Source organism: uncultured Tateyamaria sp. (genome assembly GCF_947503415.1).
Lineage (GTDB): Bacteria > Pseudomonadota > Alphaproteobacteria > Rhodobacterales > Rhodobacteraceae > Tateyamaria.
Map to the genome: position 1 here is coordinate 1,928,597 of NZ_CANNDS010000001.1, position 14,080 is coordinate 1,942,676.

General features: G+C 60.2%; 15 protein-coding genes. 11 read left to right on the top strand and 4 right to left on the bottom strand.

The window, feature by feature from the left end; all coding sequences use genetic code 11:
• The first annotated feature begins 466 nt into the window (after positions 1–466).
• From Q1A32_RS09390 to pheT, 3 genes are all read left to right on the top strand, one after another.
• Positions 467–679, top strand: a complete 213-nt coding sequence (locus tag Q1A32_RS09390) for a phenylalanyl-tRNA synthetase subunit beta (RefSeq protein WP_299613166.1) — start codon at positions 467–469, stop codon at positions 677–679.
• A gap of 31 nt (positions 680–710) precedes the next feature.
• Positions 711–1,523, top strand: a complete 813-nt coding sequence (locus tag Q1A32_RS09395) for a PHB depolymerase family esterase (protein ID WP_299652148.1) — start codon at positions 711–713, stop codon at positions 1,521–1,523.
• A gap of 136 nt (positions 1,524–1,659) precedes the next feature.
• The gene (pheT, locus tag Q1A32_RS09400; protein ID WP_299652150.1) at positions 1,660–4,059 is read left to right on the top strand and encodes a phenylalanine--tRNA ligase subunit beta; all 2,400 of its coding nucleotides are present in this window, start codon (positions 1,660–1,662) and stop codon (positions 4,057–4,059) included.
• Between the two features lie 61 nt (positions 4,060–4,120).
• Here pheT and Q1A32_RS09405 read toward each other — a convergent pair whose 3' ends face one another.
• On the bottom strand, positions 4,121–5,002 hold the full coding sequence (locus Q1A32_RS09405; protein ID WP_299652152.1) for a LysR family transcriptional regulator: 882 nt from the start codon (positions 5,000–5,002) through the stop codon (positions 4,121–4,123).
• 85 nt (positions 5,003–5,087) lie between these two features.
• On the opposite strand from Q1A32_RS09405, the gene Q1A32_RS09410 reads away from it, so the two are divergent.
• From Q1A32_RS09410 to Q1A32_RS09420, 3 genes are all read left to right on the top strand, one after another.
• Complete coding sequence (locus tag Q1A32_RS09410) at positions 5,088–5,717, top strand: class I SAM-dependent methyltransferase (RefSeq protein ID WP_299652154.1); 630 nt, start codon at positions 5,088–5,090, stop codon at positions 5,715–5,717.
• 61 nt (positions 5,718–5,778) lie between these two features.
• Positions 5,779–6,225 carry a YtoQ family protein gene (locus tag Q1A32_RS09415; RefSeq protein ID WP_299613158.1) on the top strand — a complete coding sequence of 149 codons (447 nt, stop codon included), beginning with the start codon at positions 5,779–5,781 and terminating at the stop codon, positions 6,223–6,225.
• Between the two features lie 75 nt (positions 6,226–6,300).
• Positions 6,301–7,905, top strand: a complete 1,605-nt coding sequence (locus Q1A32_RS09420) for a GMC family oxidoreductase (protein WP_299652156.1) — start codon at positions 6,301–6,303, stop codon at positions 7,903–7,905.
• 80 nt (positions 7,906–7,985) lie between these two features.
• Here the strand turns inward: Q1A32_RS09420 and Q1A32_RS09425 are convergent, their stop codons facing one another.
• Positions 7,986–8,684 (bottom strand): glutathione S-transferase family protein, encoded by a 699-nt coding sequence (locus tag Q1A32_RS09425; RefSeq protein WP_299652158.1) that lies wholly within the window; start codon positions 8,682–8,684, stop codon positions 7,986–7,988.
• 147 nt (positions 8,685–8,831) lie between these two features.
• Between Q1A32_RS09425 and mscL the strand changes: the two genes are divergently transcribed.
• The gene (gene mscL / locus Q1A32_RS09430; RefSeq protein ID WP_299652160.1) at positions 8,832–9,266 is read left to right on the top strand and encodes a large conductance mechanosensitive channel protein MscL; all 435 of its coding nucleotides are present in this window, start codon (positions 8,832–8,834) and stop codon (positions 9,264–9,266) included.
• A gap of 46 nt (positions 9,267–9,312) precedes the next feature.
• Here mscL and Q1A32_RS09435 read toward each other — a convergent pair whose 3' ends face one another.
• Positions 9,313–9,666: a hypothetical protein gene (locus Q1A32_RS09435; protein WP_299652162.1), complete on the bottom strand. Its 354-nt coding sequence runs from the start codon at positions 9,664–9,666 to the stop codon at positions 9,313–9,315.
• 101 nt (positions 9,667–9,767) lie between these two features.
• On the opposite strand from Q1A32_RS09435, the gene Q1A32_RS09440 reads away from it, so the two are divergent.
• Positions 9,768–10,199, top strand: coding sequence for a MarR family winged helix-turn-helix transcriptional regulator (locus Q1A32_RS09440; protein WP_299652164.1), 432 nt, complete (start codon positions 9,768–9,770; stop codon positions 10,197–10,199).
• A 7-nt stretch (positions 10,200–10,206) separates the two neighbouring features.
• Here Q1A32_RS09440 and ald read toward each other — a convergent pair whose 3' ends face one another.
• Positions 10,207–11,325: an alanine dehydrogenase gene (gene ald / locus Q1A32_RS09445; protein ID WP_299652166.1), complete on the bottom strand. Its 1,119-nt coding sequence runs from the start codon at positions 11,323–11,325 to the stop codon at positions 10,207–10,209.
• 134 nt (positions 11,326–11,459) lie between these two features.
• Between ald and Q1A32_RS09450 the strand changes: the two genes are divergently transcribed.
• From Q1A32_RS09450 to Q1A32_RS09460, 3 genes are all read left to right on the top strand, one after another.
• On the top strand, positions 11,460–11,918 hold the full coding sequence (locus Q1A32_RS09450) for an Lrp/AsnC family transcriptional regulator (protein ID WP_299613144.1): 459 nt from the start codon (positions 11,460–11,462) through the stop codon (positions 11,916–11,918).
• A gap of 77 nt (positions 11,919–11,995) precedes the next feature.
• Positions 11,996–12,289, top strand: a complete 294-nt coding sequence (locus tag Q1A32_RS09455; protein ID WP_299652168.1) for a hypothetical protein — start codon at positions 11,996–11,998, stop codon at positions 12,287–12,289.
• A complete protein-coding gene (locus Q1A32_RS09460) occupies positions 12,286–14,019 on the top strand; it encodes a methyl-accepting chemotaxis protein (RefSeq protein WP_299652170.1) in 1,734 nt (577 codons plus the stop codon). The genes Q1A32_RS09455 and Q1A32_RS09460 overlap by 4 nt, the downstream gene beginning before the upstream one ends.
• Positions 14,020–14,080 lie beyond the last annotated feature (61 nt).

The following is a 14,080-nucleotide window of genomic DNA, read 5'->3' on the forward strand; positions in this document are numbered from 1 at the left end:
TTACTCCTAAAGTACCATAGGCAATTTAATGACTCATCAGTGCACTAAAAAAGGCCCCTTTGCAACCAAGTCGCAAGTGAAGTGTCAACTTTTGGTGTCAGTTTTGCCGTAATTCAACCTTGACGATAAATTGCTATAAGCACTGTTCGCCAGCTTCCGCCGTGCCGGTTTTTTGCGTGCATCCATAGGCTCTGGGGCAGCCATTGTCACAAAGCTGTATAAGGCATAATTGTGTCTGCATACTCATCGGGGAAACTCGGGTTTGCTTCCGTCACAGACCACGTGGATTGGTCCGTAGCCGAGGCCTTACCTCAGCAAGATCGGGTTGCGTCCACGCTTTGCAAACCGAAAAGTTGTTTCTGCGCTCAATACTTCTCTGTTTCAGCCCTCCAAATAAGGCCGGGGTTCCCGCACGGGGGCACGGCAGTGCTCTACCCAAGGGCGGCGATCGTATTAGGTTTTGATCATGAAAGTTTATCTCGTCATCGCAATGGTCATCATGATCGTGGTTGCCCATGTATTCTTGTGGCGCTCCGACATGCCGGGGCATCTGAAGCTCACGTTCACGATCATCAATGCGGCTGGATGGACCATCGTATTGGCCCCCATCCTTCTGATCGACCGTTGGCTCGACGCGATCCAGCGGCGCAACCGTGATGACCACGACAATGTGACGTGACACGCCTGTGTAACTGCGTAGCGTGCGGCACATGAAATACCTGCTTTGTCTGATTGCCCTGTGTTGGGCCATTCCCGCTTATGCCGCACAAAGGGACGCCTGCCACCTGGATGCACCGTGTGCCCTTGGCGACCGATCCTATCATGTGAGAGAGCCGGATGATTGGGACGGGGAAAGCCCGATGCCCGTGCTGATACACTTCCACGGCTGGCAGAGGACAGGTGCCTTGCCCGTGCAACACCAGCGCATTTCTGGTGCGACGCGGCGGCGGGGGGTGTTGTTGATCGCGCCCAATGGCAATCGCAAGACCTGGAACATGTGGTCATCTGAAACCGAAGACGTGCAATTCGCCGCAGATGTGTTGGCCGACGTGATACGGCGCTATCCGGTGGACACCGACAACATTTATTTGTCGGGGTACTCCTATGGCTCCATCATGGCGTGGCGTGTGGCCTGTGATCGTGGGACCGAGATGAAAGTACGCGCGCTTCTGGGCATTTCAGGCACCATCGGTCAGTCCGAAAACTGCGCGCAGGCCCCACAGGAGGCCCGACACGTGCATGGCCTGAAAGACAATGTGCTGGACTTTCCATATGGCCCGCATGGGGAGATCACGTATCCAGTTTTCCTGTGGCGGGATCATCTCGATTGCACCGATACGGCAACGCAGGTGCGCGATTGGTCGGCGGTTGAGTTCCTGACGCTCAGCCGCACGGAATGGCGCGATTGCGAAAACGGGACCAAGGTGGCGCTGGATGTCCATCCGGGGGGCCATTTCATTCCCCATGGCTGGATCGCCCGGCAACTGGATGAGCTTCTGGGCCGCGAACCTGTCTATCCCTGACCTGCGGGGCGGAGGACACCTCCGCCTTACGAGATGCGCCCGGTAAGGCGGAGGTGTCCTCCGCCCCCGCCACGCTTGCACCTTGGCCCGATCTTTGCCATTGCAGAGCCAATTCGGACGCCAAGGGATACGCCCCATGAAATTCACGCTCAGCTGGCTCAAGCAGCACCTCGACACCGCCGCATCGGTGGACGAGATCACCTATGCGCTGACCGACCTCGGCCTTGAGGTCGAAGGGGTCGAGGACCGTGGGGCGAAGCTGGCCGACTTTACCATCGGCAAGGTGCTGAGCGCCGAAAAGCACCCCGATGCGGACCGGTTGCGCGTGTGTCAGGTGGCCACGGATGAGGGCGAGAAGCAGATCATCTGCGGGGCCCCGAACGCGCGCGAAGGCATCACTGTCGTCGTGGCCAAGCCCGGCGTGTACGTGCCGGGCATCGACACCACCATCGGCGTGGGCAAGATCCGCGGCATTGAAAGCTTCGGCATGATGGCGTCCGAGCGTGAGATGGAGCTTAGCGAGGAGCACGACGGCATCATCGAGTTGCCCTCGGGCGAGGTGGGCGAGCGGTTCGTCGACTGGCTGGCCGCCAACGACCCCGCCAAGGTTGACCCGGTGATCGAGATCGCGATCACGCCCAACCGCCCCGACGCCTTGGGCGTGCGCGGCATTGCCCTCGATCTGGCCGCACGCGGGATTGGCAAGATGAAACCGGCACCGCACCCATCGGTCGAGGGCGCGTTCCCGTGCCCGATCTCCGTCACCATCGATGACGACACGCTGGACCAGTGCCCCGTTTTTTTCGGCCGCCTGATCCGTGGCGCGAAAAACGGCCCCAGCCCCGAGTGGCTGCAGGACCGCCTGCGCGCCATCGGCCTGCGCCCGATTTCGTTCCTCGTGGATGTGACCAACTATTTCACCTTTGACCGCAACCGGCCCCTGCACGTGTTCGACGCGGATAAGGTCGCGGGCAACAGCCTGCGCATCCACCGGGCCAAAGGTGGCGAGACCCTCATGGGGCTGGACGAGAAGGAATACACCTTCGCGGAAGGCATGACTCTGATTTCCGACGCAAACGGCCCCGAAAGCATCGGCGGCGTGATGGGCGGCCTGCAATCCGGATGCACGACAGACACGGTGAATGTTTTTGTCGAGGCCGCCTATTTCGATCCGGTGCGCACCGCCTATACGGGCCGCGCGCTCAAGATCAACTCGGACGCGCGCTACCGCTTTGAACGCGGGATCGACCCCGCCTTCACGCCTGAAGGGCTGGATCTGGCGTGCGAGATGATCATGGAGCATGCTGGCGGCGAGGTGTCGAGCAAGGTGCAGGCCGGGGCAATCCCCGACACCACGCGCGCCTACAAGCTGGATGCGGCACGGGTGCAAAGCCTTGTGGGCATGGACATCCCCGAAAGCGAACAGCGCCAGACGTTGACGGCGCTTGGCTTCCGGCTCGAAGGCGACATGGCCCACGTGCCAAGCTGGCGTCCTGACGTGATGGGAGAGGCTGATCTGGTCGAAGAAGTGGCCCGCGTCGCCTCGCTCACCAAGCTGCAGGGCCGTCCTTTGCCCCGGATCACCTCGGGTGTGCCGAAACCGGTGATGACGGCCATCCAGCGCCGCGAACAGATCGCGCGACGCACGGCGGCTGCACTGGGGTACAACGAATGCGTCACCTACAGCTTCATTGACCAAGCATCGGCCGAACTGTTCGGTGGAGGCGATGACGCCACGATGCTGGAAAACCCGATCTCCAGCGACATGAGCCATATGCGCCCGGCGCTGTTGCCCGGCCTGCTGCAAGCCGCCGCACGCAATCAGGCGCGTGGGTTTGCCGATCTGGCCCTGTTCGAGGTTGGGCCCGCCTTCAGCGGTGGGGAGCCCGGTGAACAGAACCTGTTGGTGTCTGGCCTGCTGGTGGGGCGCACAGGTCCCAAGGATGTGCATGGCGCGTCGCGCGCGGTCGACGTCTATGACGTGAAGGCCGATGCCGAGGCGATCCTGTCGGCCATAGGCGCACCTGCGAAGGTGCAGATCATGCGCGGCGCAGATGCGTCGTGGCATCCGGGGCGGCACGGCAAGATATGCCTCGGTCCGAAAAAGGTGCTGGGCATCTTTGGTGAACTGCACCCCCGCGTGTTGGAGGCTATGGATGTCAAAGGACCGGCCATGGCCTTCACCCTTTGGCCCGCCGAAGTGCCGCTGCCCCGCAAGGCTGGGGCCAACAAGGGCGCTTTGGACATAAGCGATTTGCAGGCGGTCGAGCGCGACTTTGCCTTTGTCGTCGATGCAGAGGTTGAGGCGCTGACGCTGGTCAACGCGGCCATGGGCGCCGACAAGGCATTGATCGAAGATGTGCGCATTTTTGACGAGTTCATTGGCGGCAGCTTGGGCGAGGGCAAGAAGTCCCTGGCCCTGACCGTGCGCTTGCAGCCCAAAGACGCGACATTGAAGGACGCCGATATCGAGGCTGTGGCCCAGAAAGTGGTCGAGAAAGTCACCAAGGCGACGGGCGGCAGCTTGCGCGGATAGGGCAGGAGAGGGGGCCAGCCCCCTCACCCCCGGAGTTTTTCTGGCAAGATGAAGATGCGGGTCAGCTCTCGCTCAGCATCTCGGCCAGCAGGTCAAACACCAGACGGATGCGTTTGCTGGTGTGCAGTTCCCGGTGTGTGACCAGCCAGACCGGGAAGCTGAGGTTTGTTACCCCGTCCAAGAGGCGCACCGCATCCTCGAACTGATCACCGATGTGGTCGGACATCGGAAATATCCCAAACCCCTTGCGCATCAACTCCCACGTGGTGATCCCGCTGGTGGACCCGGTGCGCAGATTGGCGGCTGTGATCGGGATGCCGTAATTTGCCATGGCTGCGATATACATCTCGTCGTCCGACATGCTGATGAAGTCATGGTGCTTCAGATCCTCAACCGTCTCGGGCAGGCCGCGCGCCGCGACGTAGGATTTCGAGGCATAGAGATGCGCGGATGCGTCGCTGATCTTGCGCGCGATCAGGTCGGCCTCGGTCGGGCGGACGTGGCGGATGGCGATGTCGGCCTCGCGCCGCAGGATGTCGCGGATGTCATTGGCGGCGATCACGTCAACCCGCAGGCGCGGGGCGAGGTCGCGCAGTTTCAGCAGGGTGTCGGGCAGGACATAGGCGCTCATCATGTCCGATGCGGTGACGCGGATTGTCCCCTCCAGCCCCTGCGTGCGTCCCTGCGCCATCACGCTGATGCGCGTGGCGGCCTCGCCCATCTTGCGTGCCTCGACCAGCAGATCGCGGCCCGCGTCGGTCAGGGTCATGGCCCGCGCGGTGCGTTCGAACAGGGCGAGGCGCAATTCGTCTTCCAACGCAGTGACTTGTCGCCCCACGGTGGGTTGCGTCAGCCCCAATTGCCGGGCTGCTGCCGACAGCGACCCGGTCTCGGCCGTGGCGAGAAAGGCGCGCAGTTGTGTCCAATCAAAGCCTCTATCCATGCAAATCCGTATACATATTCTGCGATTTTCGTCAATTTATGGCTGAAATCATCGGTCGTATATGCACTCTTGAAGGAGACATATGATGAAAATGAACCCACACTTCTGGGACAAGGTTGCTGTGAAATACGCGGCTCAACCGGTGAGCAACCCAGATGCTTACGAACAAACATTGGAACGTGTCGTGTCCTATCTGAAACCTGCGGATCGGGTGCTGGAACTTGGCTGCGGCACGGGTAGCACGGCGTTGAAACTGGCACCCCATGCCGGGTCCATCCTCGCCACCGATTTTTCTGCCGGTATGATCGCGCAGGCGCAGGTCAAGGCAGGTTCCGACACTGTGCGCTTCTTGCAGGCTGACACGTTCAGCCCGGGATTGAAGGATGGATCATTTGATGTGGTGATGGGGTTCAACCTGTTCCATCTGGTCGAGGATGTGGATGCCGCCATGGTGCGGGTGCATGACCTTTTGAAACCGGGTGGCCTGTTCATCTTGAAATCGCCTTGTCTGGCTGAGCGGTCACTGGGTCTGAAATTCGGGCTGCTGAAACGGCTTATCCCGCTGATGCAATGGGTGGGCAAAGCGCCATTTGTCCGTTTCGAGACCATCGCCGAGCTGGACGCAAGGATCATCCGCGCCGGGTTCGAGATTGTGGAAACCGGCAACTACCCAATCCGACCGCCGAACCATTTCGTTGTAGCCCGCCATATTTGACCCCTTGCCTTTGTCGCGCACAGGCGCAGGTTAGGCACGTCACAGCCAAAGGAGTGTCGCGATGCTGAACGTTTACCTGTCCGGAGAAATCCATACCGATTGGCGCGAACAGATCATCGACGGGGCGCAGGGGCTGGATGTGACCTTTTCCGCGCCCGTGACGGATCACGGAGCCAGCGACGATTGCGGTGTGGCGATCCTGGGGGGCGAGGACAAGAAGTACTGGCATGATCACAAGGGCGCGATGGTCAACGCCATCCGCACCCGCAAGGGTATCGCGGACGCAGACATCGTCGTCGTGCGTTTTGGCGATCAGTACAAGCAATGGAACGCCGCTTTTGATGCAGGCTATGCCGCGGCCTTGGGTAAGTCGCTGATTATCCTGCATGGTCCCGATCATGCCCATGCGTTGAAAGAGGTGGATGCCGCGGCCCTTGCGGTGGCCCAAGAGCCCGCGCAAGTGGTCGATATCTTGCGCTACGTCCTGTCCGGGACATTGCCCGGATAATTGGGCCGACCTTGGGTCACGCTTGTCTCGCGGCAGCAGCGCTTTTAGCCTCCGTCCGACCGGGAGGAGTGCTGGATGAAATTCGACTACGTGATTGTCGGTGGTGGGTCTGCGGGCTGTGTGATGGCCTCGCGCCTCAGCGAAGATCCAGCCACATCCGTTTGCCTGATCGAGGCGGGCGGTGCAGGACGGGATATCTTTGTGCGCGCGCCTGCGTTGGTGGCGGGCATGATCTCGGGCCGGCCCAAGATCAACAATTGGGCCTTTCACACCGAGCCCCAGCCCGAGTTGAACGGGCGACGCGGGTTTCAGCCGCGCGGCAGGACGTTGGGCGGTTCGAGCGCCATCAATGCGATGCTTTACGTACGCGGGCATCAGAAGGATTACGACGAGTGGGCCGATCTGGGGGCTGAGGGATGGGACTGGGACAGTGTGCTGCCCTATTTCAAAAAGTCCGAAGGCAATATGCGGGGGGCCGATGATCTGCATGGTGCAGATGGCCCGTTGCAAGTCGCCGAACAGTCCGAGCCCCGCGCCATCACCCATGCGTTTATCGAGGCGGGGGCACAGCAGCAATTGCGTGTGACTGAGGATTTCAACGATGCGGAACAGGCCGGTGTGGGGCTGTATCAGGTGACGCAAGCCCATTCAGGATTTGCCAAGGGCGAACGCTGGTCTGCCGCAGCCGCCTACCTGCCGGATGCGGTGCAGGCGCGATCCAACCTGACAATCCTGACCCGCGCGATGGCCCAGAAGGTCGAGATGGAGGGTACCCGTGCCGTTGGCGTGCGCATCAAGCACGGCGGTGCGGTCAAGTTGGTTGAGGCATCGCGTGAGGTGATCCTGTCGGGCGGTGCCTTTGGGTCCCCGCAGTTGCTGTTGTTGTCGGGGATCGGACCGCGCGACGAATTGGCGGCGCATGGGATCGAACCGGTGCACGAATTGCCCGGTGTGGGACAGAACCTGCAGGACCATCTGGATTACATCATCAGCTATCATTCGAAGCGTGACGATGTTGTGGGATTGGGGCCCAAGGGCTTGATGGCGCTGGCCAAGGCAGGGCTGCAATGGCGCAAGGACGGGACGGGTATGTTCGCCTCGCCTTTTGCCGAAGGAGGCGCATTCCTGCGGTCTGACCCGTCGGTGGAGCGGCCCGATCTGCAACTGCATTTCGTGGTGGGTATCGTGGATGAACATATGCGCAAGATTCACCTGAAGTTTGGCTATTCGTGCCATGTCTGCGTGCTGCGCCCGTACAGTCGCGGTCATGTGGGCCTGAGCTCGTCGGACCCGTCCAAGCCGCCGCGCATTGATCCGGCATATCTGTCCGATCCGCGCGATCTTGACCTGATGAAGAAAGGGGCGCGGCAGATGGAGGATATCCTGACCGCACCCCCGCTTGAGCCTTGGCGTGGGCAAAAGCTCTATGCGCATGATGGGAGTGACACGGGGCTTGAGGCCGATATCCGCGCGCGCGCCGACACGATCTATCACCCTGTGGGGACATGCCGGATGGGGCGGGATGACATGGCGGTGACCGATCCCGAGGGCCGTGTGCATGGTGTCGACGGGTTGCGCGTGGTGGATGCGTCGCTGATGCCGCGACTTGTTGGTGGGAACACGAATGCCCCCACCATCATGATGGCCGAAAAGATCAGTGCCGGGATGCGCGCCGCCTGACCCAAAGCGCGCCTGCGGCGACGCCATTTTTTGCTGGGGCTCTGCCCCAAACCCCGTGATATTTTAAGTCAGAAGAAGACTTAGGGACGGGGCGGGATGTTTTTGGCCTTGTCGACGGCGGGGCGGGCGTAGAACCGCTCAAGATAGGCCACGAGGTTTTTATGGTCATCCCAGCCGACCATGTCCTTGGCTTCGTAGAAGTTCAGCGCGTTCAGCCAGGGCGCAATGGCAATATCGGCGATGGAGTACTGGCCGGTGATCCAGTCCTTGCCGTCAAGTTCCTTGTCCAGCACGGCCAGCAGGCGCTTGCCTTCGTCCACGTAACGTTGTTGCGGGCGTTTGTCGTCCCATTGGCTGCCTGCGAATTTCACGAAGAAACCCATTTGCCCCAGCATCGGTCCAAGACCGCCCATCTGAAACATCAGCCACTGGAGTGTTTTGGCCTTGTCGTTGGCCGTCTCACCCATCAATTTGCCGGACTTTTCGGCCAGATAGATCAGGATCGCACCGGATTCGAACAGGCCAATGGGCGCGCCATCGGGGCCGTTCGGGTCGATGATCGCGGGGATCTTATTGTTGGGGTTCAGTGACAGGAATTCCGGGCTTTTGACATCCGCATCCGACAGCGTGACCAGATGCGCCTCGTAAGGAATTTGCATTTCCTCCAGCGCGATGGACGCCTTCACCCCGTTGGGTGTGGGGAACGAAAACAGTTGCAGAACTGTCGGATCCTGCGGGGTCCATTTCTGGGTAATGGGAAATTCGCTGAGGTCAGCCATAGGGATGTCTCCTTGTAACTATGGGCACCACATAGGCGAAATTCCCCCCTAAAATAGCCTTTGCCATGTGAAAAGATGTGTTAACCAATGTTCGTGCACGCACCAAAAAACAAGATAATGCGTGTGGAAGCGAACAAGGGACTAAATATGCTAAACGAATTCAAGGATTTCATCGCCAAGGGCAATGTCATGGACATGGCCGTCGGGATCATCATCGGCGCCGCCTTCACTGCAATCGTCACATCATTGGTGGGCGACTTGATCAATCCGCTGATCGGTCTGTTCACGGGCGGGTTGGACTTCACCAACAATTATGCCGTTCTGGCAGGGGACGTGGCTGAAGGTGCATCGCTGGAAGCCGCCCGCGAGGGTGGAGCAGCCGTGTTCGCCTATGGCGCCTTCATCATGGCCATCATCAACTTCCTCATCATCGCCTTCGTGGTGTTCATGCTCGTCCGCTACGTGAACAAGGTCAAAGCCGCTGCAGAAAAGCCGGAAGAAGTAGCGCCCGAGGTCGACAGCGGTCCATCCGAGCTGGATGTGTTGCTGGAAATTCGGGACCAACTGGCCAAACAGGGCTAGTCATTTTGAAAGGCCCGCAGCGCGTTGCGGGCCTTTTGCATTGCCGTCACAGATCCTCGGCATTTCCGGGCACAATGCGGACGACCGAACCGCGTGGCGCATCATCGGCTTGATCAAACATTGCCAGACCGGTTGCAGATTTAACCACGCGCGTGCAGCTGTTCTGCGGACCGTTCGTCCAATCGACGCAATATCCGCCATCTTTCAAGGCCCATGTTCCGCGTAGTTCTACGCCATTGGGCAGATTTGCGGCCGCGCGCCCATCTGCGCCATAGAACACCGGCGCCTCGCCGCCCGGCGTTGCGACATAGACCGTATTGCCGGTCAGCAACGCGTCCAATTGTGGCTCCGACATTTGCGTATCGGCCTGCGCTGCGGTGGCAGCCAGCAAAGAAACCATTGCAAGTCCTCTCATTTTCATTCTTCCGTACTGCTAAAGCGATTTAGTCAACTAGCTTGACTATGTTGGATAGTCAATACGCTTGACTAAATGGAGGGATTTTGGACCAAGACCCTGATCATATCGGTGTGGAATTGTGGCGCGGCTTCAAAGCGTATGAGGCGGCCATGTTTGATCGCGTGGCCCGCCTTGGGTTTGACGACATTACCGTCACCGACAGCGACGTGCTGGTTCAGATTGGCCCGCTTGGACAGAGCATGGTGCAGATCGCCAGCGGGCGCGGTGTGTCCAAGCAGGCCATTCAGGGGCAGGTCCGCAGCCTCGTGCAACGCGGCTATGTCCGGATCGAACCGGACCCGAACGATGCGCGGGCCAAACGAGTGATGCACACCGACAAGGGTCGCGCACTGGTCGCGGCCTTGGTGCAGGTCAAAACGGCCCTGCATGCGGAGGTCGTGGACCTCTTGGGGCCGGATGACTTGGCTCAATTGCGCAAGACGCTGGACGCAATCGCGAACGAAGTTGCGCCTTAGTCGTCCCTCAGCTCTTGAGGGCCAGAGTAGGCGAAATCACGTCGATCCCCAGTGCTTTGCCCACGGCGTAATATGTCAGCTTGCCGGCATGCACATTGAGGCCCGCCAACAGGTGAGGATCATCTTCGCATGCCTTTCGCCACCCCTTGTCCGCCAACGCCAGCATGAACGGCATCGTTGCATTGCCAAGCGCGATGGTCGATGTGCGCGCGACCGCTCCGGGCATGTTTGCCACGCAGTAATGCATGATCCCGTCCACGTCATAGATCGGGTCGTCATGGGTTGTGGCCCGCGATGTCTCAAAGCATCCGCCTTGGTCAATTGCCACATCGACTATGGCAGCGCCCGGTTTCATGTCTGACAGCTGTGCGCGGGTGACCAGTTTTGGGGCCGCTGCGCCGGGGATCAGCACCGCGCCGACCACCATATCCGCCTGCGTCACCAGTTCAGCCGTGTTGCCTGCGCTGGCATAGCTGGTCTTGAACAGGCCCGAAAACGCATCGTCCAGATAACGCATCCGGGGAAGGGACCTATCCAGCACAGTGACATCCGCCCCCATACCCGCAGCCACTCGGGCCGCATGGGTTCCCACAACACCACCACCAATGACCACCACGCGGGCGGGGCCCACGCCCGGCACACCGCCCATCAGCACTCCGCGCCCGCCATTGGCTTTTTGCAGCGTCCATGCGCCGACCTGCGGGGCAAGACGACCCGCAACTTCTGACATGGGCGCCAGCAAGGGCAGCCCGCCAGCGCTGTCGGTCACGGTTTCATAGGCGATGGCGGTGCAACCAGACGCCAGCAGATCATGGGTCTGCTCAGGGTCAGGGGCCAGATGCAGATAGGTGAACAGCAACTGTCCCTCGCGCAGCATCTTGCGTTCACCGGCTTGAGGTTCCTTCACCTTCACGATCATGTCGGCGGTGGCGAACACCTCTTCGGCACTGTCCAGAATGGCCGCTCCGGCGGCAACGTAGGCGGCATCCTCGAACCCCGCGCCCTTGCCCGCACCCGTCTGCACGCTGACCGCATGGCCATGGGCCACCGCCTCGCGTGCGGCATTCGGGGTCAAACCGACCCGGTATTCCTGTGCCTTGATCTCTGTCGGGCATCCGATGTGCATGGTGTTTCCTCCTCCGCTTCCTCCAAGCGTGTCGCATTTCGCTTGCAATCGGGCACCGTAAAAGGCTCGTGTTGGCGCATAACAGTCGAAGAAACATGCGCATATGCATTGAAATGCCGGAGAATCCTGCGCCCATGGCACTCGATCCAACAGATCGCCGCATCCTGACAGCCCTGCAAAAACAGGGGCGGATGTCGAACGCAGACCTGAGTGAGGCTGTGCACCTGTCCCCCTCGGCCTGTCACCGCAGGGTGCAACGGTTGGAGCAGGCGGGCTACATCCGTGACTATGTCGCGCTGCTGGACGCCCGCAAAATGGGTGTGCCCACAACAGTGTTCGTCGAGATCACGTTGCAGGGTCAGGCGGACGAGGTTCTTGAGGCATTCGAAAAGGCGGTTGCCCGCATTCCTGACGTACTGGAATGCCACCTGATGGCGGGCACGGCGGACTACATCCTCAAGGTCGTCGCTGAAGGGACCGAAGATTTCGCCCGCATCCACCGCCAGCATCTTGCGCGCTTGCCGGGGGTGGCGCAGATGCAATCCAGCTTTGCGCTGAGGACTGTCTTCAAGACAACAGCGCTGCCTGTCTAAGCGGCACTCAGACTGCCTTAGGCAATTGTTCAGAGGTTCCGTCCTAGAACTGCGCCACCAAGTTTGGATGGTGCGGCATGCGCGTGTTTATTATGATGGTATGTCTGGTCGTTTGCGGGCCTTTGATTGGACTGGCGACGGGGCCGGACGATGCGTCCGATTTGCGATTGGTGATCGTGGCCCCTTGGCACAACGCACAAAGGGTGGTGAGGATGTCCGGAGGCAACGTCATTGGTCCGGATCGGGCGTTGTTCGCGGTCCTCGCCCAAACCGATGACGTACCTGCATTTGCCGCGGCTGCGCGTGCAGCGGGTGCCCTGGCTGTCCTGAATGGAAAGACAGTCGCCATCTTGTGCGGGGTGAGCGTATGAGAGTGGATATTCAGAAATCAATAGAACGGTCACGCAGGCTGGCCGCGTATTGGATTCTCGTGGGCTGTGGCGTGCTTGGCATTGCGGTCACGGGCTTGGGGCTGGTGTTGCCTGTCCACTCTGCCTTGCCCGGCATCTTTTGTCTCGGCTCCGCGCTGGTTGGATATTGGGCCTTTCGGACGCGGCACAAACACTACTGTATTCTTGTCGGACAAAGTGCAGTTGCGCAGTCCATCGGCCTTGTGGCAGCCCTGAGCGGGACAGGGTGGCAAAGCGATGGCCACATGCTTTTCTTCGTGGCGCTTTCCGCCCTCGTCGGGCTTGTGCATGTGCCCACAATCCTGTTTGCGGCAACGACAATCATATTGCACCATGTCTCATTGGGTGTCGCTCTGCCGCATCTAGTGTTTCCGACCGTTGATCTTGTCGAAAACATCGAACGCGCGCTATTTCACGGTGCCGTCGTTTCATTACAGGTCTTTATTCTGGCGCAAACGGTGCGCAAGCGCCTGCAAATGACAATTGATGTGCAGGCGGCGCTGGACGCTTCGGACAAAGCCTTAAGTGCGGCGGATGCCGCTGGAAAGCAGGCTGAAGGCGCCCGTGAAGAGGCCGAAGCAGAGGCACTGCGCGCGCAATCGGCTCAGTCCGAAGCCGAAAGCCTGCTGACGGCGCTCGAAGCCGAACAAGTAGCACGCGAACAGGCCAGCGAAGCGGTCAAGCAAGCAGATGCGCGCGCGGCAGAAGCTCAGAAAGCGCAATTCGACGCGCAGTCCATCGTTGTGACATCACTGCGGGCCGGGCTTGAACATATCGCGCGGGGCAATCTCATGCATCGGATCGATCAGGAATTTCCCGATGCGTACGAACCTTTGCGTACCGACTACAATCGGGCCGTTGCAAATCTGCGGGATGTGCTTGCTGATGTCACGAGGGGCACGTCTGACCTGATGGCGCTGGTAGCGGCGGTGCAGGCATCGGCCATCAATTTGGCTCGTCGGACAGAGGCGCAGGTGGCGTCGCTTGAAGTTACAAGCCATGCAGTCGATACGTTACATTGTGTCGTGCGCGCTTCTACCGACAACGCGCAGGTAACGGCCACATCTGCCGACAAGGTGCGCAACGATGCGATTGCGGGTGGTGAGGTGGTGCACTGTGTCATTGATGCCATGAGCGATATCGAAGGATCGTCACACGAGATCGCAAAAATCAATGCGGTTATGGATGCGATTGCGTTCCAGACCAATCTGCTCGCCCTCAACGCCGGTGTCGAAGCGGCACGGGCGGGCGAGGCCGGACGCGGCTTTTCCGTTGTCGCCTCAGAGGTGCGGGCCTTGTCCCAGCGCGCGACCGAAGCGGCGCGCAGCATCAATGACCTGACCGAGGCCAGTACGGATCAGGTTCAGTCCGGTGTCGTGTTGGTCAAACGCGCTGGCGAAGCGCTCCGGGACATCGTGACGTCCGTATCGGACGTGACTGGTTCAGTTCAGAAAATAGCCGAAGCGACACGGTCCCAGTCCGATCAATTGAGCGAAGTAAATGTGTCGGTGTCCGAGATGGACAAGGTCGCTCAGGAAAATGCGACCATGTTCGATGAGACCAACACCACATGTACGTCCCTAATGGACGGCATGCAGAAGATGATGGACGCGCTTGCCCAATTCAAACTCGGGGCACCGCTTGGGGCAGACACGGCAGGTGAAGCACCCGACCTTCAACAGACCGCCTGACGCATAAGCCATCGGGCGTCAGGTCCGTCCACGAAAAAACCCCGCAGCCGGGCGGCTACGG